This is a genomic window from Dactylosporangium sp. NPDC049742 (assembly GCF_040674675.1).
Lineage (GTDB): Bacteria > Actinomycetota > Actinomycetes > Mycobacteriales > Micromonosporaceae > Dactylosporangium > Dactylosporangium maewongense.
Genome location: NZ_JBFANF010000011.1, coordinates 79,564 through 100,516, shown reverse-complemented (window position 1 = coordinate 100,516; position 20,953 = coordinate 79,564). Strand labels below are relative to the sequence as shown.

Genomic DNA, 20,953 nt, shown 5'->3' with positions numbered 1-20,953 from the left:
GGGCCGAAGAATCAAGCGGGAGATCTCATGAGCGGCGAACTGCTGGACTGGCGCACCAAGGGATTCTGGCAGCCCGACCCGGTGCCGACCGGCGACTTCCTGGCGGCCCGGCCGGGGTTGTTCGACGGCGCGTTCACCTGGCCGCTGCTGGTGGCCCGGAAGTCGGCGCTGGAGCACAACGTGCGCACCATGGCCGACTTCTGCGCCGCGCACGGCCTCGCCTTCGCCCCGCACGCCAAGACCCACATGGCCCCGTCGCTGCTGCGGGCGCAGCTCGCCGCCGGGGCGTGGGCGCTGACGGCGGCCACCGCCGGCCAGGTCCTCGCGCTGCGCAACCTCGGCGCGACCCGGGTCGTCGTGGCCGGTCAGCTGCTCGACCGCCGCGTTCTGGAGTGGCTGGCGCGGGAGCGCGAGGCCGGCTTCGAGGTGATCTTCCAGGTCGACTCCGCGGCTGGTGTACGAGCCGCCGCCGGACTGCCGCTGCCGGTCCTCGTGGAGCTCGGGCACCCCGGTGGCCGTACCGGCTGCCGCACCCAGGACGAGCTCCTGGCGGTCGCGGCCGCCGTCGAGGCCGACCCGGCGCTGCGCCTCGCCGGGGTGGCCGGCTACGAGGGCACCCAGCCTGGTGCCGAGGGTGTGTCCGGCTTCCTCGACGACCTGCGGGCGGCCGTCCACGCGCTGTCCAGGGTCGGACTGCTCGGCCCGGAGGTGCTGGTCGCGACCGGTGGCAGCGCCTGGTTCGACCTGGTCGCGGCCCGCCTCGGCGCCGGCGCGCGGTGGCCCGCGGGCCACCGGGTCACCACGGTGCTGCGCAGCGGCGCGTACCTGTCCCACGACGAGGGCTTCTACCGTGAACGGACCCCGTTCAACCGGGTCGCCGGCGAGCTGCGCCCGGCGCTGACGCTGTGGGCGCAGGTCCTTTCCGCACCCGAGCCGGGGCTGGCGATCCTGGGCGCCGGCAAGCGTGACGTCTCCTTCGACGAGGGGCTGCCGATCCCGCGCGACGGCCGGCTGACGGTCACGAAGGTCAACGACCACCACCTGTTCCTCGCCGACCCGGACGGTCTGCTGCGCCCCGGTGACCTGGTGGAGCTGGGCATCTCGCACCCGTGCACCGCCTTCGACAAGTGGCGGGCGATCCCGGTCGTCGACGATGACGGCACGGTAACGGATGTCCTGCGGACGCATTTCTGAGCGCCGACCTATTGACGCGGAGGTGACCGGCGTCTCAGGCTAGGGGCCAGTTCAACGAACTATATACGAACCAGGTCCGTAAGCGCCACCCCTCAAGGGAGCCCACATGAGATATCGCGCAACGGCGCTCGCCGGTCTCCTCGCGGCCGGTCTGGTCGCCGGGCTGACCGGTTGCGCGCCGTCGACCACCCCCGCGCAGAACGACGGCGCCGACAAGCAGACCGGCGCCCTGCGGGTGTGGCTGTTCGACGAGCCCAACCGCGCGCCCAAGGAGAAGGTCGTCGACGACGCCGTCGCCGAGTTCAAGGCCGCGCACAAGGACGTGACGGTCGAGGTCACCTACATCGCGGTCAACACCCGCAGCGAACGGTTCAAGGGCGCCTTCAACGACCCGGCCAGCGCGCCCGACATGGTGGAGTTCGGCAACACCGACCTGCCCGAATACGTCGCCGCCGGCGGCCTCGCCGAGGTCGGCAAGGACGCCGAAGGGCTGGACCTCGGCGCCGACCTGAAGAACAGCGCCACCATCGACGGCAAGCTCTACGGCGTGCCGTGGTACGTCGGGGTACGCGCCCTCTACTACCGCACCGACGTGTTCACCGAGCTCGGCCTCACCCCGCCGACCTCGCAGGCGGAGCTCGTCGCCGCCGCCAAGCAGATCCGGGCCAAGAAGCCGGAGCTGTTCGGCCTCGCCGTCGGCGGCAAGTACACCTTCGGCGCGCTGCCGTTCGTGTGGGACGCGGGCGGCGACCTCGCCACGAAGTCCGGCACCGGCTACACCGCCACCATCAACTCGGCCCAGTCGCGGGCCGGGGTGAAGGCCTACACCGACCTCATCAAGGCCGACAACTGCCCGCCGCAGCAGTGCGCCGACCTCACCGGCGGCAAGACGGTGGAGCTGTTCGCCAGTGGCAAGGCCGGCATGGCGATCCTCGGCAACTTCAACCGGGCGGCCGTGGAGGCCGGTGCGGCGAAGGGCAAGTACGCGGTCGTGCCGCTGCCCGGCACCAAGCCCGGGTCGGTCGCGCCCGCGTTCGCCGGTGGCAACAATCTCGGCGTCATGAAGAGCACCCAGCGGCGCACCCTCGCGGCCGAGTTCATGAAGCTGCTCGCGAGCAAGAAGTACCAGGAGCAGATGTACACCGCGATGGGCAACCTGCCGACGCTCACCTCGGCCCGCACCGAGCTGGCCGGCAAGGAACCGTTCCTCAAGCCGTTCATGGACACCATCGCGGCCGGCACGAAGTTCGTCCCGCTGCACCCGGGCTGGGGCAAGATCGACGCGCAGGCGGTCGTACCGACGATGCTGGAGAAGATCGTGACCGGCAAGGCGACGGTCGAGCAGGCGACCGACGAGGCGGCGACCGCGATGAACGCGGCCTTCAAGTGACAGTGATCCCGCTGGACGAGGCGGGCCGGTCCAAGCCGGCCCGCCGCTCGTCCGCACCCGGCGGGTCGGTGGACGGTCGCGGCGGGCGCCCGGCCACCGGCCCGTCCGGCCGCGCACGGCGCACCCCGTGGTGGATGCTGGTCCCGGCCGCCGCGGTGCTGATCCCGCTGTTCGTCTACCCGATCTACCAGCTCGGCCTGCTGTCGGTGCTGGACTTCCGGCAGGCGCAGGTGAGCGGCGGGCAGCCGACCCGCTTCGTCGGCGCCGGCAACTACGCGGAACTGTTCGGCGCCGAACGGTTCTGGTCGGTGCTGCTCGCCACCATCGGTTTCGCGGCCGCCTGCGTCGTGGCGACCCTCGCCGTCGGCGCCGCGCTCGCGGTGCTGCTGACCCGGGTCGGGCGGTGGCCGCGGACGCTGCTGTCGGTCGCGGCGCTGTCGGCGTGGGCCGCGCCCGCGGTCACCGGGTCCACGGTGTGGATGTTCCTCTTCGACGCCAACCTCGGCCTCGTCAACCAGGTCCTCGGCCTCGACGGTCACAACTGGATGTACGACCGCTACAGCGCCTTCGGCCTCATCGGCGCCGTCGTCGTGTGGCACTCGTTCCCGTTCGTCATGGTCACCCTGTACGCCGGGATCAAGGCCATCCCCGACGCCACCCTCGAGGCGGCCCAGCTCGACGGCGCCGGCGCCTGGCAGCAGTTCTGGCGGATCATCGTGCCGATCCTGCGGCCGCTGCTCACCATCGTCGTCATCCAGTCGATCATCTGGGACTTCAAGGTGTTCACCCAGATCTACGTGATGACCGGCGGTGGCGGGATCGCCGGGCAGAACCTCACCCTCAACGTGTACGCCTACCAGCAGGCGTTCGCCGCGTCCGAATACGGCCTCGGCTCGGCCATCGGCGTGGTCATGATGGTCATCCTGCTCGCGGTGACGCTCGCGTACCTGCGGGCGCTGCGCAGGAGCGGAGAACCGCTGTGAGAAAGCACCTCCTCAACGGGACCGCGGTCCTCGTCGCCCTCGTCACGATCTTCCCGATCTACTGGATGCTGCTGTCGGCGGTCAAACCGCCCGGCGAGATCCAGTCGCTGCACCAGCGGCCGTGGACGCTCGCGCCGTCGCTGGACAGCTTCCGCCGCGTCCTCGGCGTCGAGAGCTTCGGCCGGTACTTCCTCAACAGCCTCGTCGTCGCCCTCGTCGTGGTCGCCCTGTCGGCGCTCGTCGCGTTCCTCGCCGCGGTGGTGCTCACCAAGTACCACTTCAAGTTCCGCACGACGATCCTGGTCATGTTCCTCGTCGCGCAGATGGTGCCGATCGAGGCGCTGACCATCCCGCTGTTCTTCCTCGTCCGCGACGTCGGCACCGTCGTGCCGGGGGTCGGGCTCAACACGCTCGGCTCGCTGGTGCTGGTGCACACCGCGTTCACGCTGCCGTTCGCGATCTGGATGCTGCGCGGGTTCGTCGCCGCCGTCCCCGACGAGCTCGAGGAGGCCGCCGTCATCGACGGCGCCAGCCGCTTCACCGTCCTGTGGCGGATCCTGTTCCCGCTGGTCGCGCCGGGTCTCGCGGCGACGAGCGTGTTCTCGTTCATCACCGCGTGGAACGACTTCTTGTTCGCCCGGACCTTCATCATCAGCGCCACCGAGAACCAGACGCTGCCGATGGCGCTGCTGGTGTTCTTCAAACCCGACGAGAACGACTGGGGCGGCATCATGGCCGCGTCCGTGCTGATGACCGTGCCGGTGCTGCTGTTCTTCCTGCTGGTCCGGCGCCGTCTCGTGGCCGGTCTCGGCGGGGCGGTGAAAGGATGATCCCCCGTCCGTCCACAGTGGAACCCGACCGCGGCGAGTTTCGCCTCACCCCCGCGACGACCCTTTCCGCCGCCCCCGGGCTCGAGCGGGCCGCGGCCTGGCTGCGCGCCACGCTCGGCCCGGCCACCGGCTGTTTCCTGCCGCCCGGCGACGACATCCGGTTGTCCGTCGACCGTTCACTGCCCGACGAGGGCTATCGCCTGCGCATCACCGCGGACGGCGTCAACCTCACCGGCGGCACGCCTGCGGGGGTCTTCCATGGTCTGCAGAGTCTTCTGCAGGTGTTGCCGCCAGAGGTGTACCGCCGAGCGCCGGTCACCGGGGTCGACTGGCTGCTGCCCGCCATGACCGTCGACGATGCGCCGCGGTGGCCGTGGCGCGGGTGCATGCTCGACGTCGCCCGGCACTTCATGCCGAAAGCCGACGTGCTGCGGTTCGTCGACCTGCTGTCGGTACACAAGCTGAACGTGCTGCATCTGCACCTCACCGACGACCAGGGGTGGCGCCTGCCAATTCCCGGTTACCCGCGCCTTGTCGAGATCGCGACGTGGCGGCACGGCACGATGCGCGGGTCGCGGCAGCACGGCGTCGTCGACGACCGCCCGCACGGCGGCTACTACACCGCCGACGACCTGCGCGAGATTGTCGCCTACGCCGCCGATCGGCACATCACGGTCGTGCCGGAGGTCGACCTGCCGGGCCACATGCAGGCGGCCGTGGCCGCATACCCGCAGCTCGGCAACGGCCTCGCCGACGTGGGCGTGCGGACCGGCTGGGGCGTCTCACCGCACGTGCTCAACGTGTCCGACGCCGCCCTCGACTTCTGCCGCGCCGTGATCGACGAGCTGTGCGCGATCTTCCCCGGCCGGTACATCGGCATCGGCGGCGACGAGTGCCCCAAGGACGAGTGGAAGGCGAGCCCCGCAGCCCAGGACCGGATGCGGGAGCTCGGGCTGCCCGACGAAACGGCACTGCAGGCGTGGTTCGTCGGCCAGGTCGCCGGCCACATCGCCGGCCACGGCCGGACGGTGCACGGGTGGGACGAGATCCTCGAAGGTGGCGCCCCCGGCGGTGCACTGATCGCTGCGTGGCGCGGCCCGGAAGCGGCCGTCCGCGCGGTCCGCGCCGGCCACCACGTCGTCTCCTGCCCAGACATGTGGACCTACCTCGACTACCGCCAGTCCGACGCGCCCGACGAACCGATCCCCGTCGGCACGCGGCTGTCCGTCGCCGACGTGTACACCTTCGATCCGGTCCCGCCGGGCCTCACCCTGGCCGAGGCGGGGCTGGTGCTCGGCGCGCAGTGCAACGTGTGGACCGAGCACCTCCCGTCCGCCCGCGCGGTCGACTACGCGGCGTTCCCGCGGCTGGCCTCCTTCGCCGAGGTGATGTGGTCCGGCCCGGCCGAGGGCTTCACCTCCAGGCTGGCGTCGCATCTCGACCGGCTCGACGCGCTCGGCGTCGAGTACCGCCCGCCGGGCGGCCCGCACCCGTGGCAGCGCCGCCCCGACGCGCAGGGCTTCCCGAAGACCCGCGCCCAGCGGGAGGCGGAGATCCGCGCGATGCTGGGCGCCCCGTTCATGCAGTGATCAGGCCGGCCATGCCGAGGGCGTGCTTGTGACGGATGACCTTGGCGGCGGCGCGGACGGCGGGAAGCCCGCAGCGCGGGCCGCAAGCTGAACGCGGTCCCCTGGAGGCTCGCCAATGCTGAGGTGACCGTCGTGTTCGGGACGGGTGGCCGCACGGGACCTGCGGCATGATCGGGGTGGTTGAGCCCTTCCTGCCCATAGAACGAGGCAGGCGCCGACCGCTTGGCGACGTGGCGATAGCTGTTCGCCGACTCGTGCGTCGCCGCAGCGGCTCGACCTTGCCCTGTCGTCACTTGTTGATGGGTTCTTCAGTTGTAGAGTTATGCAAGTTGACAGGTGTGAATCGCGCACCGGCATGGCACATGTCGGAATGGTCGGTTCGGCCGGTCAGCGTGTCCCGCTCCGCCGGCGGGCGTTCCACCGCCGTGAGGGGCGAGTCCGTCGGAAGTGGCCGTTCTGCGGATGGCGCGCGCGGCGTGGAGGACAGGGAGTGGTGTGGGTGTCGCGCGCTTCGGCCGCTGGCTTCGAGCTGGGCGATCATGTGTGCTGGTGCATTGACGACCCGGTGTCACGGCTCGGCATGGCTGCGGCGTTCGTGGCGGCCGGTTTGGGCGCGGGAGACAGGGTGGTGTGGTGCACCGCCGCCCCGCTGGCCGCGGCCGCTGGGCTGCGCGAACTCGGGGTCGCGGTAGCGGCGGCCCTCGACGCTGGCCAGTTGTCGCTGCCTTCGCCTGCGGAGTGGTACCTCGAGGACGGCAAACTGATCGCGGAGGCGGTCGTGCGGAAGTTGGCGTCGGAGGTTGCCGACGCCCGCGCCGCGGGCTACTCGGGCCTGTGGGCGATCGCAGACATGTCCTGGGCACACCGGGCCGGAGTCGGCGCTGACGCGCTCGCCCGCTACGAGTTGCTGCTCAACCGCGCGGTCGTCGGCGGTTTCGTGACCCTTGCCTGCCAGTACGACCGCAGACTGCTCCGCCACCGACAGCTGCGGCCGATCACCATGGCGCATCCGGGCACCATCTACCAGTGGCCACCATCGGACACGGAACGGTCGCTGCTGCGAATCCTTCGCGACGGTCCCGTGCTACGGCTGATCGGTGACAGCGATCTGTCCAACCGCCTCGCGCTGCACTTCTGCGTTGCAGAACTCCGCGACGACTGCACCGTGTCGGGCGTGCCGATGATGATCGACGCGTCGGCGCTGCGGTTCGCCGACGGTGCCACCGCCAATCTGATGCTGCAGTCCGCGCGAACCGTGCCGGGCGGGCTGATCATGCACTGCTCGCCGCAACTGCGGTCCACGCTCGACCTTCTCGGCGGCGCCGCAGAGCCGTCGCTCCTCTACAGCGACCACACGACCTGATCGCGGGATCTACGTCTGTCGCCGTGCTCGGTCTCGGGTTGTTGGGCGTTTGTACGATGCGTGGGGTGAGTGCCGGCGGGCACCTCCTTGGTATCGATTTCGGCACGTCAAGCACGGTGGCAATGCTGGGGCGTAGGAACAGCTGTCCCGCCACCCGCAGGCTGATCTGTACGTTCCGCTTGCCGACACGGGACTGCACCTGACCCGCGAGGAGTTCGACAAGATCGCCCGGCCGCTGATCGAGCGGACGGTGGAAGTGACCGTGGCGACGCTGCAGGCCTCCCGTGTCCCACGGGAGGAGATCGCCGGGGTCTTCCTGGTCGGCGGCTCCAGCCGGGTGCCGCTCGCGGCGACGATGCTGCACCAGGCGCTCGGCATCGAGCCGACCGTCACCGAACAGCCGGAGACCGTCGTCGCGGCCGGCAGCCTGCGAGCCGGTGCACATTCCGCGCCAGCACCCGTCGACGCGACGACGGCCGTCGTCGAAGATCCGCCGATGCCGGACCGGCAATCCGTGACAGTTGCACCGTTGGCCCGCGCCGACGCGGTCGCGGTCGACCCGGCCAACGGAGCCCCGGACCGTTCCGCGCCGCTCCCGGACCGGCCGCAGCGCGCCGACGCACACCGCATCGTTGCGGCCGCGGTCGCAGAGGTGAGCACGATGCGGTTCAGCCCCGACGGCACCCTGGTCGCGTTCGCCTTCGGTGGCGTGGTGCGCCTGTTCAAGACCGCCACCGGCCAGCAGGAGGGCGGAGACCTGGATGTGAGCGGCACCGGATACGGCGCCGCCGTTGTCAGCCTCGCGATCAGCCGCGACAACACCCTGCTCGCGACCGCGAACAAACCGGTGACCGGTGGCGGTCCGAACCGGCTGTGGAGCGTCACCAGCCATCGGCAGATCGCGGAGCTGCCGGACGCCGTGCCGTACGGAACCCAGACCCAGGCAATGGCGTTCTCCTCCGAGGGCGACCTGCTGGCAGGCGCATCGGTCGGCAGTGTCCAGCTGTGGGACACCACCACGTACAAGCCGACGGGCAAGGTATTCACACGAATAGGCGAATCCAGCCGTGTCGTCGCGTTCACCCCGGACGGGACGAAACTCCTGGCGAACTGGTCGTTCTGGAACATCGACGGCAGCCCCGGTTACCCGGGAGGAATCGACGCCATCACCGAGTCCGGCGGAGCGACGCTGACCGTACTCGATGCCGCGTTCAACAGCGCCGGGACCCGCGTGGCATTGGTCAGTCCTGCGAAGGAGAACGGCAACGGGCCCGCTGATGCCACCGTACGCCTGATCGACACGAAAACGTGCGCCCAGGTAGGCAAACAGTTCGTCGGACACGACGGCAGCGTGCACCGCGTCGCGCTGAGTCCTGACAACACCACCATGGCCGACCATACCGTCCGCCTCTGGAACATCGCCGAGTAGCAACCGGCAACCGTCATGTGTACAGCGGCACCTATCGACTTCGCCGGTCATTGCCGCCGATGAGCAGGCCAGCTCCGAGGAGCAGACCCCACACGAGAAACAGCGGATCCCAGAGGTAGGCGTGGCCGATCATCGCTTGCCGATCGAAGCCATCCTGCGTCCGGAGCACACCACCCAGAACGAGCCAGGCGACGATGGAATTCAACGCCCCGTATCCGGTGAGCACGATGGCGGCCAGCCACGCGAACGCTCGCCATGCGCCCGGCCGGGGGAGCGACCTTCTGCTGTTCACCAGGGGAACGGCCACGACCACGCATTTCACCGCAGCGACGGCGACCAGCGCCAGGCCGGCAGTGACTGGCGCTTCCCGCGCAATGGTCACTGCCCACTGGCCGACCGTTGGCAGCAGCCAGCGACCACCAAGCGCCCAGTACAGACTGAACCCGGCATGTACGAGGCCCGCGGCTGCGGCTCCCATGAGGAGACGGGCTTCCGCGGGATTGTCCGGCATGGCTCGATCCTAAGCACGTGAACGGCCGGGACCGACTTGCAGCTGCGCTCTCGACCTGATCTTGCGGCACGGTCGGGATGCCGTCGATCGCTGGTCAGGTCGGGAGTGGGCGATACGCCAGGAGGAGGTGTCCGGACGGTGTGGACTGCGCATCGAGGAGGGTCAGCCGACGTAGCGCGTCCTTGTGGTCGAACAGCCTTCGTCCGTCATGGGCCAGCGTCGGCGTGATGACCAGCCGCAACTCGTCGACCAGCCCGGCTTCGAGGAGGGACTGGGCCAGGCTGATGCTGCCATGAATCCCGATGTCGCCGCCGTTCTGAAGCTTGAGTCCTGAGACGTAGTCGGTGACTGGGGCGTCCACCAACACCGTGTCATTCCACTGCTTGGCGGGCTGGCTCGACGTGACGACGTGCTTGGTTGTGTGGTTGATGAAGCTGGCGAACGGTTCGATATCGGAGCTGGGCCAGTAATCCACCCAGTAGTCGTAGGTGCCGCGTCCCATGAGCACCGCGTCCTGGGAGCTGATGATGCGGGACAGATTGTCGAATACGTGTTGATCGACATCGAACATCCAGTTCCCGGGCTCCTCGGCAATTCCGTCGAGGGACAGCAGTTCGTAGAGCACAACCTTCCGCATGCGTCGCTTCCTTCGTTTTTGTGAGGACGGCCGTCGCGATTGCGGTGGCCGTCCTCAGCGTATGCGCCGCCGGGTCAGCGAGCTGTAGATGAGGCGCAAATAGCATGCGGCCGAGCGCTTCCTCGGTGCGGTGGTCGATCTCGTCGGCCGTCACGGTCTGCGGGGATAACTGACGGTCGGAGCCTGCGTCTTGTCGCGCACGCCGAGGACCTCGTTGACGAAGTCGTCCTTGTTGCGTGCGTAGGCCATGAGGTCGGCGCCGTGAGCGTGCGCGAGATCGCGCTTGAGTTGCTCGTACCGGCCCGGCCAGCCATCGCGCCAGAGCCGCTTCGAGGCTGATCCGCTCCTGCTCGAACAGCACAGCCCATTGCGGATCGTACGGGCTGAGGGTAATCGGTACGCCGTCCACAAGAGCTGCCTCTCGGTACGAAGTGCAGTCCGGGCGACGTCTCTCATCGCCTTCTCTTCATAGATATCTCGACGGGCGTCAGCCAGCCTGCTACGGCTGCTCCAAACCAATCATGCTGGACGACGCCCGCGTTCTCGTTGGAACATGACGGGCGGGAAGGTCATTGGCCGGTCTGCGTCGGTTGTGTTGCGGCGCGGTGGGACGTGGGGTGGTACATGCAGCAGGAGGTGTCTCAGGCACTGACCGCGCTGTATCGGATCTGTGCCCGGTACCCCCTGAATCCGGACATGTCGTACTGCCGGCACTGCGTGGGCGAGGACGAAGTCCGGGTGCTGTGTGAGATCCCGTTGGAGGGCCTGTCGGCCGAGCAGCTGCGTCGGTTCGCGTGGAAGGCCGGCGGGACGTGGGGCGACGATCGCGACTGGCTGCATTTCCTGCCGCGGATCCTGGAGCTGTTCGCGCTTGGCGCGCTTGATGAACCCACATTGCTGGGCAAGACGCTCGGCTGGCTGAAGACGGCCGCGGCCGGCTGGCCGGTGGACGATCGAGCCGTCGTCGAGTCCTACCGGTTCGCGCTCTGGCAGGACTTCCTGGCCACCTGGCCCACCGCGATGGCCGCGGATGAAATGGTCGAGGCGTTGAGTGAGTTCGCCGAGGATCTACAGCCGTACCTCGACATCTGGTCCGCCGCACCCGTTGTACCGGCCGCACGACACCTGGCCTCGTTCGTCGCGTGCTACGTGATACCTGTGCACGATGAGTACGGACGCATCGAGGCGTGGATAGCCAGCGACACACCACTGCGCCTGCTGGACACTGCTCGCGCCGCGACAGCCGAAGCGAACCTCATCGCCGAGCTCGATTCGGCGATCGCCAGGATCCGCGAGTACCTGGCATATCGCGAACGGCGATGACCCGAGTCGCCACGGACCCTGGGATGTCTGCCTGGCACCTGGCACAGCAACGCTGAACAAGGAGTGCGAATTGCCGCGCAAGTCCCTGATCGACGCCGTGGCCGACGCCGTCGGGGAACGGTTGCGGGCCGAGGGGCTTGCGCGGCAAGGGCGGGTCTTCTACCTGAGCAACGAGCACGGGGACCACGCGCTTGTGGAGTTGCGGGGTTCCTCGCCGTTGCCTGGCATGGAGCGGTTCCTGGTGAACGTCGCCGCGGCGCCCGCGCCGATCGTGGACTGGGTGGCCTCGCTCTCCGGGAAGCGGCGATCGATGCGGGGTGTGCCGGGAGCCGACGAGGGGCTGTTCATCGAGCGGGTGGCGGCGCCCGGCGGAGGGCCGCACGGGCTGGGCTGGACGGTGACCGACGCCGGTTCCGCCGTCGCCACCGGCGACCTCCTCGCCGACCTGCTGCTCGCGGGCCACGTCGAGCTGCTGCGCGCCCTCGTCGACCGTGACCGCCTGCGGACCGAACTGACCCGGCGAAACCGGCTGGCGCCGGACGTCGAGGCGGCGCTCGCGGCCTGGGACGGGCCCGGGGAGCGCTTCGAGGAGCTGCTGCGCCGGACCGTGGCGTGGAAGGCCGACAGCGCCGACTTCGTCGCCTGGGCCAGGCGGTACGCGGGCAGCAGGGCCTGACGGCGACCTGCTGCCACTCACCCGGCACGAACCACGGGCCGTCTGGACGCCCGGACACACCCTGGGTCGTCTCTGCCTGCACGACGCCAGAGCCGGCGTCCTGTCGACCGGCGACCATTGCTGCCCAGATCAGCCCGAACATCGGTCGAGCAGCGATTGCCGCATCTGCCGGGCGAGCACCATCTTCATCCGGCCGGTGTCGCCGCGGCGATGCGTTCGCCCTGTCCAGCTCCGTCGAAGTTCCGGTTTGCCCGCGGTCAGGCGGACCGTGATGGCAGCATCCAGTGGCCGCCGGTCGACCAGCCGAGCAGCCGCCGGCGGTCCGGAGCCGCCGTGCCGTCAGGGGGGAACGTCCCGCCGGTGACGACGTGTTCGAGGCCGCCGATCGCGGGCTGGAGCCGGATCTGCACGTGGAACGGCAGGCCGTCGACGTCGTTGCGGGCCGTCCGGACGAAGTCGGCGGGACCGGCGCCGGGCATCGACAGGTAGAACACGAGGTGGCGCCAGGCGTACGCGATGTCCTTGACGATCGGCAGCGGATGCGGGCTGGCCGGCACCTGGGCGGCGAGGGTCTTCGCCTTCACGAACGCCCGCCACGCCAGCGTCGCCCAGTCGCCGGCCGGGCGGACGCCGGCCGGCCCGACGAGGGTGGCGAGGTTGTGGGTGGTGAGGATCTGCGCCTGCTCGATCACCGTGCCGTTGGCGGCGACCGACCTCGAACCGGTCGATCCGCTCGCCCGCGCCCGCTCGGCACACAGCGCGTCGAACGTCGGCGACGTCCGGGCGCCGTACCTTTCCTTGCGGACGTCGTCGACAGCCGTGAGGGCGGCGTAGTCGATGCCGTAGTAGCGCTCGTACAGGCTGCCGGTGAGCAGACCGCCGGCGATCTGTGCGGCGGCGAGGTACTTGGCGGAGAACGTCCCCATGAAGATGTCGGCTGCCAGCTCCTCGACCCAGGGCAGCCGCAGGCCGGTCTCGGCCCCGAGCGCGCTGAGCTCACGGACCAGCGGGTTCGGCAGTACAGTCGCCGGAAACGCATCCAGAGTGAGCTCACCGAGCCGGCGCAGGGCCCCGGCTGCGGCGCCACGCGTGTCGGCGTCGGCGTGCCGGTGGGCCTGCACCGCCCGCACCCACGGCAGTTCCTCCAGCCGCACCTGGTGTTCGAGGTTGAGCAGCAGCAGCGACCGGCGGTTGCGGAAGGCGCGGTAGGTTGCCGTCATCAGCTGCCGCAGCGCCGGGTCACGGTATGCGGCGGCGGTGCTCGCCGCCGCCAGCTGCGGCACGAGCATGGCCAGGACCTCGGCCGACGGGACGACACCGGCGTCGAGGAGCTCCTCGACGGTGCCGGCGGCGGCGCGACGCACGGCGGTGCCGAACGCGTCGGGGATGGCTGTCCCGACCGGGATCGCCGCATCGGGTGCCTCGCCGGCCTCGACCGGCCGCAGGGCGGCGTCGACGTCGCGGACCCCGACGTGCTGCGGCAGGGCGGCCAGGCGCGCGACGAGGACCCGGGCGATCCCGTGGTGGGTCGGCACGGCGCCGATCGCAGCCTGCTCGGCGCGCAGCGTGGTGTGCGCCGGTGAGCCGGGCGCACCACGACGGCGCACCATGCTGTCGACCGCGTGCTGCAGCAATCCCCGGGTGCGCGGGGCGAGACCTTGCCCGGTGAGGTGCTCGGCGAGGGCGTTGCGCAGAACTGCGAGGTTCTGCTTGCGGTTGCGGTGCTTCGTGCAGTGCCGGTGCCGGTCGGCGAGCGCGGTGTAACGCGCCAGCAGCGTGCGGGAACGGGCCGTCCACTCCGCGTCGGCCTGCTCGGCGACCCGGCCGTCGACGACGGTGGCGAGCCAGTGGGTGAGCAGCTCGTCGGCGAACGGGTTCCAGACCGTGAGTGCCTCGCGCATCGCCTCGATCTGCGGGTTGGGGCGGCGGGCGGCAAGCTCTTCCCGGACCTCGCCCGCGCTGTGCCGCCACACGATCGACGGGTCGGCCGGCGCGGAGTCCGCCGGCTGCGGCGCGAACCGCAGCCGCCCGGCGAACGGCGCGATCTCCTCCACGACCGCTGACGCGGCCTCGCCGTCGCCGGCCCGGACCAGCCACGCGACGGTGAGCAGGGCCGCCTCCTCCGGCAGGTCCACCCGGTACGCGCCGGTATCCAGCAGCGTCCACAGATCGGTCAGGCCTTGCTTGCTCAGGTGGTGGCGGAACAACTCCGCTCGGTCGGCGGCAACACGCATCCTCGTGGCGAGCGCCTGCTCGTGCGGCAGCAACGGGCCTTCGGCGGCCGCCGACCCGGTCGCGAAGCCACCCCGGACGACACCCGGCGTGACCCACGCCGGCAGGTCCTTGACCGGTGTACGGGATCCGATCGTCAGCTTCCCGTCCAGGACGCCGCGCAGCACGGCGCCCCACCGCTCCATGCGGCGGTCGGCGCGGTGGCGGGTGTCGGCGTCCTCGTGCGTCGTCGCGGTGACGAGCGCCCGCGCCAGTTGGTCCACGGCGTAGCCGAGGTTGACGCTGGTCGGTGCCCCCGTGGAGGTGGTCGGGTCCGGGGTGGGGTCGGTGTTCGCGGCCATGCCAGCGTGGCGGGCCTCGCACCCGCACCCACCGGGGCCAAGCCCGGCGCTCTGTCTCGTTGAGCTACACGCTGTCGTCGTGCGTTGCCGACGTGGCGGGAGTCGCACCCGCGCCCACCGGATTACGAGCCGGCGCTCTCCTGACTGAGCTACACGTCGCTGCCGACATGGCGGGAGTCGCACCCGCACCCTTCGGGTTATAAGCCCGGTGCTCTGCTGATTGAGCTTCATGTCGAGGCCGACGCGGCGGGACCTGCACCCGCGCCCTCCGGGTTGAGAGCCCGGTGCTCTGCTGCCGAGCTCCACGTCGTCGCGATCCCGACCATACAAGCCTGGTGCTCTCCGGTCGTCCCGTTTTCGCTCCTGTACTGCTCAGCAGCGCCCTTCGAGCAGCGGAAAGCAATTGCCTTCGGTGTCCTGCATCAAGGCCCAACGCCCGGGGCCGGCGGCACGGGCGGTGGCGTCACACCGTTCACCAACCCGCCCTACAGCTACACGGCCGACCCCGCCTCCGCCGTGCCGTCCCTGGTCCAGCCCTGCGCCGGCCCCACGCTCGCGGGCGGGAGCACCACCCGACGACGAAGTCCGCCACCGCGTCGCCGACACCGACCAGGTCCGCGTCGGCCTCACCGACACCGTCCGCCGGCAAGGGTTGCACGGCCAGTTACAGCACGGTCAACAGCTGGGAGGGCGGCTTCCAGGGCAAGGTGGCGGTCAAGGCGGGGAGTTCGGCGATCACCGGGTGGGCGGTGAAGTGGTCGCTCGGCAGTGGTCAGAGCATCTCGCAGGTCTGGAACGGCAAGCTCACCACGAGTGGGTCGAACGCCAGCGTCGTCAACGAGAGTTACAACGGCGCCGTGGCGGCCGGGGCGTCCACCACCTTCGGTCTGCTCGGCACCGGGATCGCGACAACACCGACGCTGACCTGCACCAGCGCATAGCACCCTGCAGGCCCGCCGCCACGCAGCGAAGCGTGGCGGCGGGCGGCGGCAGCTGTGCGGGAGACGCCGCCCAGCTCGCTCGAAGCGCATCCGATGGCTGACGGATCAGACGGCGAGGCGGTAGCCGCGTTTGATCACGGTGTGGACCAGTTCGACGCCGGGGACCGACCGGCGCAGCCGCGACACCGCCATCTCGATCGCATGGTCGTCCACGTGGGCCAGGCCGGGGACCTGCTGGCGGAGGTCGGCGCTGGACAGCACGTCGCCCGGCGCCCGGGCGAGCGCCCGCAGCACGTCGACGGGTCCCTGCTGGACCGGGTACAGCCGGCCGTCGAGCAGGACCGCGTGCCCGCGCACCTCCAGGGTCAGGGCGCCGACGGTGGCGTGCACCGCCCGGTCCAGCACCGACCTGGCCAGCAGCGCGGCCGTCTCCTCGTCGAACGGCAGCGGCGGCACCGACGGTGCCACACCGTGCCGGCGCAGCACCCCGGCCGCGAGCGGCCCCCGGCTGACGGTGACGACGTGGGCGCCGAGCTGGTCGGTCAGCGCCGGCAGCCGCCCGTGGTCCGCGGCGAACCGCAGCACGTGTCCGGTCGAGAGCGAGTCCAGCCAGGCGACCGCGTCGAGCTGGCGGCGGGTGATCAGCTCGACCGCCCGGCGCAGGCCGACCACGTCGTTCGGCGGCTCGGACCGGAACGTCGGCACCTCCACCACGCCGGCGCCCCGGAGTCGCAGTGTCTCGCACGCCTCGGCCTGCACCGGCGCGTCGAGCTGGGCCACCACGTGCCGCCCGGACGGGGCGTGGGTCAGCAGGTGGCGGAAGAGCTCGTCGGCGGACCCGGCGGCGGTCGACAGGATGTCCCGGAGTCCGAAGCCGCGCAGGGCGTCGGCGGCGCGGGCGTCAGCGGCGAGCAGGCGGGCGGTGCGCAGCACCCGCAGCAGGCGCTCCGGGTCGGGGACCGCCTGCAGCCACGCGCGTATCCCGCCGGCGGAGGCGACGAGGACGTCGTCTACCGGCCCGGCGAGGCCCTCGGCCGTGGCCCGGGTGACGGCGGCACCGTCCGGCTGCGGGACCGCCCGGACACCCTGGACGGAGACGATCCGGGCGCCGTGGCCCTCCAGGAGGTCGGCGAGGCTGTGCCGGCGCCGGTGGCTGATCACGGCGATGGTGAAGCCGGCCAGCAGCGACGGGACCGCCGGGTGCTGCACCGCGACCTCCTTTCCGGGACCGGCCGGGTCCGGATCGTATGCCGTCGGATGGTCGTAGGTCACTGTTTGGCAACATCCGGTCGGGTGTCGATCATCTGGGCGGGCCGGCCGTGCAGGTGGACGCGGTCGGGGATCGGCGGGCCCGGTCGTCAGTGATCTTGTGAGGCGCTTTGCAGAAGGGTCACACGCTGCCGCGAACCCTGGTGCGCGCCGCCGCTGAGGACGAACACTCGTGGTGACACGCGGGCACGTCGACCGAGGGGGTGCGGATGGGGCACAACACGCTGCTGGTCCGGGAGGCCGACCTGGGCTCCGCCGCGCGGCAGCCGATGAACGTCTTCGCCGCCGTCCTCATCGACCTCGGCGGCAGCCTCACGCTCGAGGTGTGCGGCCAGCAGATGCCGGTCCCGGGGCTGCGGCGCCGCCTCGACCAGTCGCACCTCCAGCAGCAGTACAGCAGCCGGCGCGTGCTCGTCGAGATCCGGCCCGAGCACCTGCACGACGCGTCGGTCGGGCTACCGCCCGGAGCGGGCCGTGCCGGCCGGACGGCGTCAGTGCTGCACGGCATCGTCCGAGCCGTCCGGGTGGACGGTTCGGACCGCATCCTGGACGTCGAGGTGGCCGACGCGGCCGGCTGGCAGCCGGCACCGAGACTGACGGCGCGCGTGGACCCGCGCAGCACCGCCGAGGCCGGCGACGCGGTCATGCTCGCCGTCGACCTCCGGCACCTGCGGGTGCTCACCGCCGACGGCGACCCGCGGTGACGAGGCCGCGATGCTGAGACGGTGGCGCGGCACCGCCGCCGGGCTGTGCTGCACCCTGCTGCTCGCCGCCGGCTGCTCGGCCGGCGCGGCCGCCGCGACGGGCCGCTACACCGGACAGTCGGTCGAGGTGGTGGGCAGCTGGACCGGCGCCGAGCAGGCGAACTTCGAACGGGTCCTACGGGCCTTCGGCGACCAGACCGGCGCGCGGGTGCGGTACACCTCCGGCGGCAGCGACCTCAGCGTGCTGGTGTCGTCCCGGCTCGGCAGCGGCAACCCACCGGACGTCGCGATGATCCCGCAGCCGGGAGTGCTCGCCCAGTACGCCGCGAGCGGCGCGGCGAAGCCCGTCACGGGCGCGGTCGCCACCGCGGTCCGGGCGAACTTCTCACCGCAGTGGCAGCAGCTCGGCACCGTCGGCGGGCAGCTCTACGGCGTCTACTTCAAGGCGGCGAACAAGTCCGTCATCTGGTACCGCGCCGACGCGTTCGCCGCCGCGGGGGTGGGCCCACCGGCCACCCTCGACGAGCTGACCGAGGTATCGCAGACCCTGGTCGACTCCGGCACCCCGGCGATGACGGTCCCGGGCGCCGACGGCTGGCCGCTCACCGACTGGTTCGAGAACGTCTACCTGCAGCTCGCCGGCCCGCAGCGGTACGACCAGCTGGCCGCGCACGAACTGCCGTGGACGGACCCGACCGTGGTCGAGGCGCTGCGCACCATGGGCCGCTACTGGGCGGCGCCGCAGTTCCTGCAGGGCGGCCCCAAGGTCGCGCTGCAGACGACGTTCACCCGTTCGGTCGCGGACGTCTTCGGCGCGAAGCCGACCTCGGCCATGCTGTACGAGGCGGACTTCGTCACCACCGAGATCGCCAAGCTCGGCGTGTACCGGGTCGGCAGCGACGCCCGGCACTTCGCCTGGCCGTCGCTCGCCGGGACCGGCCACATGGTCGTCGCCGGCGGTGACGCCGCCGTGGCGTTCACGGACCGGCCGGTGACGATGGACCTCATGGCATACCTGGCGTCGCCGGAGGCGGCCGCGATCATGGCGGGGCGGGGCGGGTTCCTGTCGGTGAACCGGAACCTGGATACGGCCGTCTACCCCGACGCGACCACCCGGGAGCTCGCCGAGACGCTGCTGCACGCGGAGACGCTGCGCTTCGACCTGTCCGACATGACACCCCGCAGCTTCGGCGGCGGCAACGGCGCGTCCATGTGGCGGCTGCTCCAGGCGTACCTCGCCGCACCGGCGAGCGACCCGGCGGTGGTCGCGGCCCGGCTCGAGGACGCCGCGGCGAAGGCGTACGGGGCGGCGTGATGGGGCGCACCGCCAAGTTCTCGACCGCGGCGTGGTTCCTGGCGCCCGCCGTCGTGATCGTCGCCGTGCTGCTCGTCTACCCGATCGGGCAGACACTGTGGCTGAGCTTCCACGACGCCGGCGGCCGCACCGCCGTCGGCACCGCCAACTACGCCGACATCCTCACCACCCCGCAGATCCGCCGGGCGCTGCTCAACAACGCCATCTGGATCGTCGTGGCGCCGAACCTGGTCCTGGCCGTCGGGCTGCTGGTCGCGTTCCTCGCCCAGCGGGTCCGCGGGGCCACCGCGGTCCGGGTGGTGCTGTTCATGCCGATGGCGATCTCGCTGGTCTCCGCCGGTGTCGCGTTCCGCCTCGTGTACGACGAGAGCCCCGAACGTGGTGCGCTCAACGCCGCCGTCGTCACCGCCCACGACGCGGTGCGGCCGCCGTCGCAGTACCACGGCGCGCGCCCACGCGACGAACGGGCGCTCGTGCCGGCGGGCGGGGCGCTGCAGACCGCCGGCACGGTCACCGCCGGCGAGAACGTGCTCCTGCCGCTGGTCGGGCTGGCACCGCAGCGACTGCCGGCGCAGGCCCGGCAGGCCGGCACCGGCGGGGAGGGCGGCGCCGGCGTGCACGGCGTGGTGTGGTCCGACTTCACCGCCGTCGGCGGCCGGCCCGGCGCCGTCGACACCGGCGAGCGGGGACTGCCGGACATGGCGGTCGAGGTGATCCGCGACGGCGCCGTCGTCGCCCGGACCCGCACCGCCGCCGACGGCACCTTCACCGTGCCGCAGCTGCGCGGCGGCGGCTACGTCGTGCGGCTCGCCGCGGACAACTTCACCGCCCCGTTCGCGGGCCTCACCTGGCTCGGCCCGGCACTGATCACCCCGGCGCTCATCGGCGCGTACGTATGGATCTGGGCCGGGTTCGCGATGGTCCTGATCACCGCGGGGCTCGCCGGCATCCCGAAGGAGACCCTCGAGGCCGCCCGCACCGACGGCGCGGGGGAGTGGCAGATCCTGCGCCGCGTCACCGTCCCCATGATGCGGCCCGTCGTCGTGGTCATCCTCGTCACCCTGACCGTCAACGTCCTCAAGGTGTTCGACCTCGTCCTGGTGCTCGCCCCGGAGTCCGCGCAGGGTTCGGCGTCCGTCGTCGCGCTGGAGATGTGGCGGTCGTCCTTCGACCACATCGGCCGCGGCAGCGCCCTCGGCGTGCTGCTGCTCGTCCTGGTGCTGCCCGGGGTGCTGTACAACGTGCACCGGCTGCGAAGGAGCGAGCCATGAGCCTGTTCGCCGCGGTCGAGGCACCCGAGCTCGTGCCCGCCGGGTCCGAACCACCCCCGGCCGCGCCGAGCCGCACCGCCCGGGCCGCGCGCCGCTTCGCCGTGACGGCCGCGCAGGTCACCCTGTTCGCCGTCGGGCTGTGGTGGCTCGTCCCCACCGTCGGGCTCGCGATCGTCAGCCTGCGCGGCCCCGCCGCCAACAGCGGCGCCGGCTGGTGGACCGTCCTGACCGAGCCCACACAGCTCACCCTGCGCAACTACCGCGGTCTTGTCGGCGACGGCCGGCTGACCCACGCCCTGTGGAACACCGTGCTGATCTCGGTCCCGGCAACCGTCCTCGTCGTGGCGATCGGCGCCGTCGCCGCGTACCCGCTGGCGTGGCTGGCGTTCCGGGGCCGGCACGCCGTCATGCTGAGCCTGGCCGGGCTCGTCGCCGTCCCCGTCCAGACGGCACTGATCCCCGATGCGCGGCTGTTCGCCGCGTTCGGTGTCGCCGGCACCATCCCCGCGGTCGTCGCGTTCCACGTCGCGTTCGGGCTCCCGTTCGCCGTCCTGCTCCTGCGCAACTTCTACCTGGCCATCCCGCCGGACCTCATCGAGGCCGCCCGCATCGACGGTGGCAGCGAGGCCGTGATCCTCCGCCGGATCGTGCTGCCGCTGGCCCGGCCGGCGCTGGCGTCGCTGGCGGTGTTCGAGTTCGTGTGGGTGTGGAACGACCTCATCGTCGCACTGGTCTTCGCCCGGCCCGACAACGCGCCGATCACCCTGGCGCTGCAGGAGCAGATGCGCTCCTTCCCGTCCAATGTGGACGTCATCGCGCCCGGTGCGTTCGTCTCGATGGCCGTGCCGCTGCTGGTCTTCTTCCTGTTCCAACGGTTCTTCCTGCAAAGCACCGTGGCCGGCTCGCCCCGGTAACGACGCCACCTGTTCCCCGCCCGCGGCGGCCGGTCGACGAC

The 20,953-nt window shown here is 71.2% G+C and carries 18 protein-coding genes and 4 tRNA genes; 14 read left to right on the top strand and 8 right to left on the bottom strand.

Features of this window, described 5'->3' with window-relative positions; genetic code table 11:
• Nucleotides 1–27 precede the first annotated feature (27 nt).
• The 7 genes from AB0J72_RS16695 to AB0J72_RS16665 all read left to right on the top strand — a co-directional run bounded on the left by AB0J72_RS16695 (nucleotide 28) and on the right by AB0J72_RS16665 (nucleotide 8,778).
• On the top strand, nucleotides 28–1,194 hold the full coding sequence (locus tag AB0J72_RS16695; protein WP_363399514.1) for an alanine racemase: 1,167 nt from the start codon (nucleotides 28–30) through the stop codon (nucleotides 1,192–1,194).
• Between the two features lie 106 nt (nucleotides 1,195–1,300).
• The gene (locus AB0J72_RS16690) at nucleotides 1,301–2,584 is read left to right on the top strand and encodes an extracellular solute-binding protein (RefSeq protein WP_363399512.1); all 1,284 of its coding nucleotides are present in this window, start codon (nucleotides 1,301–1,303) and stop codon (nucleotides 2,582–2,584) included.
• The gene (locus AB0J72_RS16685; RefSeq protein WP_363399510.1) at nucleotides 2,581–3,567 is read left to right on the top strand and encodes a sugar ABC transporter permease; all 987 of its coding nucleotides are present in this window, start codon (nucleotides 2,581–2,583) and stop codon (nucleotides 3,565–3,567) included. Before AB0J72_RS16690 ends, AB0J72_RS16685 begins: the two co-directional genes overlap by 4 nt.
• Nucleotides 3,564–4,397, top strand: a complete 834-nt coding sequence (locus tag AB0J72_RS16680) for a carbohydrate ABC transporter permease (protein WP_363399508.1) — start codon at nucleotides 3,564–3,566, stop codon at nucleotides 4,395–4,397. The genes AB0J72_RS16685 and AB0J72_RS16680 overlap by 4 nt, the downstream gene beginning before the upstream one ends.
• Complete coding sequence (locus tag AB0J72_RS16675) at nucleotides 4,394–5,986, top strand: beta-N-acetylhexosaminidase (protein ID WP_363399506.1); 1,593 nt, start codon at nucleotides 4,394–4,396, stop codon at nucleotides 5,984–5,986. The genes AB0J72_RS16680 and AB0J72_RS16675 overlap by 4 nt, the downstream gene beginning before the upstream one ends.
• Nucleotides 5,987–6,485: 499 nt before the next feature.
• The gene (locus tag AB0J72_RS16670; RefSeq protein WP_363399504.1) at nucleotides 6,486–7,349 is read left to right on the top strand and encodes an MEDS domain-containing protein; all 864 of its coding nucleotides are present in this window, start codon (nucleotides 6,486–6,488) and stop codon (nucleotides 7,347–7,349) included.
• 142 nt (nucleotides 7,350–7,491) lie between these two features.
• On the top strand, nucleotides 7,492–8,778 hold the full coding sequence (locus AB0J72_RS16665; protein WP_363399709.1) for an Hsp70 family protein: 1,287 nt from the start codon (nucleotides 7,492–7,494) through the stop codon (nucleotides 8,776–8,778).
• A gap of 31 nt (nucleotides 8,779–8,809) precedes the next feature.
• Here AB0J72_RS16665 and AB0J72_RS16660 read toward each other — a convergent pair whose 3' ends face one another.
• Entirely contained in the window at nucleotides 8,810–9,289 is a 480-nt protein-coding gene (locus AB0J72_RS16660) for a DUF3995 domain-containing protein (RefSeq protein ID WP_363399502.1), read from the bottom strand.
• Nucleotides 9,290–9,383: 94 nt separating this feature from the next.
• Nucleotides 9,384–9,926: a dihydrofolate reductase family protein gene (locus tag AB0J72_RS16655; RefSeq protein ID WP_363399500.1), complete on the bottom strand. Its 543-nt coding sequence runs from the start codon at nucleotides 9,924–9,926 to the stop codon at nucleotides 9,384–9,386.
• Nucleotides 9,927–10,550: 624 nt separating this feature from the next.
• Here AB0J72_RS16655 and AB0J72_RS16650 point away from each other — a divergent pair.
• On the top strand, nucleotides 10,551–11,249 hold the full coding sequence (locus AB0J72_RS16650; protein WP_363399498.1) for a hypothetical protein: 699 nt from the start codon (nucleotides 10,551–10,553) through the stop codon (nucleotides 11,247–11,249).
• A 70-nt stretch (nucleotides 11,250–11,319) separates the two neighbouring features.
• On the top strand, nucleotides 11,320–11,925 hold the full coding sequence (locus tag AB0J72_RS16645) for a hypothetical protein (protein WP_363399496.1): 606 nt from the start codon (nucleotides 11,320–11,322) through the stop codon (nucleotides 11,923–11,925).
• A gap of 257 nt (nucleotides 11,926–12,182) precedes the next feature.
• Here AB0J72_RS16645 and AB0J72_RS16640 read toward each other — a convergent pair whose 3' ends face one another.
• The 5 genes from AB0J72_RS16640 to AB0J72_RS16620 all read right to left on the bottom strand — a co-directional run bounded on the left by AB0J72_RS16640 (nucleotide 12,183) and on the right by AB0J72_RS16620 (nucleotide 14,808).
• The gene (locus AB0J72_RS16640; RefSeq protein WP_363399494.1) at nucleotides 12,183–14,498 is read right to left on the bottom strand and encodes a hypothetical protein; all 2,316 of its coding nucleotides are present in this window, start codon (nucleotides 14,496–14,498) and stop codon (nucleotides 12,183–12,185) included.
• Between the two features lies 1 nt (nucleotide 14,499).
• Nucleotides 14,500–14,572 (bottom strand) — tRNA-OTHER (locus AB0J72_RS16635).
• 13 nt (nucleotides 14,573–14,585) lie between these two features.
• Nucleotides 14,586–14,657 (bottom strand) — tRNA-Thr (locus tag AB0J72_RS16630).
• Between the two features lie 3 nt (nucleotides 14,658–14,660).
• Nucleotides 14,661–14,733 (bottom strand) — tRNA-Ile (locus AB0J72_RS16625).
• A 3-nt stretch (nucleotides 14,734–14,736) separates the two neighbouring features.
• Nucleotides 14,737–14,808 (bottom strand) — tRNA-Glu (locus AB0J72_RS16620).
• Between AB0J72_RS16620 and AB0J72_RS16615 the strand changes: the two genes are divergently transcribed.
• Complete coding sequence (locus tag AB0J72_RS16615; protein WP_363399492.1) at nucleotides 14,783–15,439, top strand: cellulose binding domain-containing protein; 657 nt, start codon at nucleotides 14,783–14,785, stop codon at nucleotides 15,437–15,439. The genes AB0J72_RS16620 and AB0J72_RS16615 overlap by 26 nt on opposite strands.
• A 105-nt stretch (nucleotides 15,440–15,544) precedes the next feature.
• On the opposite strand, the gene AB0J72_RS16610 is transcribed toward AB0J72_RS16615, so the two are convergent.
• Nucleotides 15,545–16,648, bottom strand: a complete 1,104-nt coding sequence (locus AB0J72_RS16610; protein ID WP_363399490.1) for a uroporphyrinogen-III synthase — start codon at nucleotides 16,646–16,648, stop codon at nucleotides 15,545–15,547.
• Nucleotides 16,649–16,917: 269 nt separating this feature from the next.
• Between AB0J72_RS16610 and AB0J72_RS16605 the strand changes: the two genes are divergently transcribed.
• The 4 genes from AB0J72_RS16605 to AB0J72_RS16590 are packed head-to-tail and all read left to right on the top strand — an operon-like array spanning nucleotide 16,918 to nucleotide 20,912.
• The gene (locus AB0J72_RS16605; RefSeq protein WP_363399488.1) at nucleotides 16,918–17,412 is read left to right on the top strand and encodes a hypothetical protein; all 495 of its coding nucleotides are present in this window, start codon (nucleotides 16,918–16,920) and stop codon (nucleotides 17,410–17,412) included.
• Between the two features lie 10 nt (nucleotides 17,413–17,422).
• Complete coding sequence (locus AB0J72_RS16600) at nucleotides 17,423–18,727, top strand: ABC transporter substrate-binding protein (protein WP_363399486.1); 1,305 nt, start codon at nucleotides 17,423–17,425, stop codon at nucleotides 18,725–18,727.
• Nucleotides 18,727–19,998 carry an ABC transporter permease subunit gene (locus AB0J72_RS16595; RefSeq protein ID WP_363399484.1) on the top strand — a complete coding sequence of 424 codons (1,272 nt, stop codon included), beginning with the start codon at nucleotides 18,727–18,729 and terminating at the stop codon, nucleotides 19,996–19,998. The genes AB0J72_RS16600 and AB0J72_RS16595 overlap by 1 nt, the downstream gene beginning before the upstream one ends.
• Entirely contained in the window at nucleotides 19,995–20,912 is a 918-nt protein-coding gene (locus tag AB0J72_RS16590; RefSeq protein WP_363399482.1) for a carbohydrate ABC transporter permease, read from the top strand. The genes AB0J72_RS16595 and AB0J72_RS16590 overlap by 4 nt, the downstream gene beginning before the upstream one ends.
• Nucleotides 20,913–20,953 lie beyond the last annotated feature (41 nt).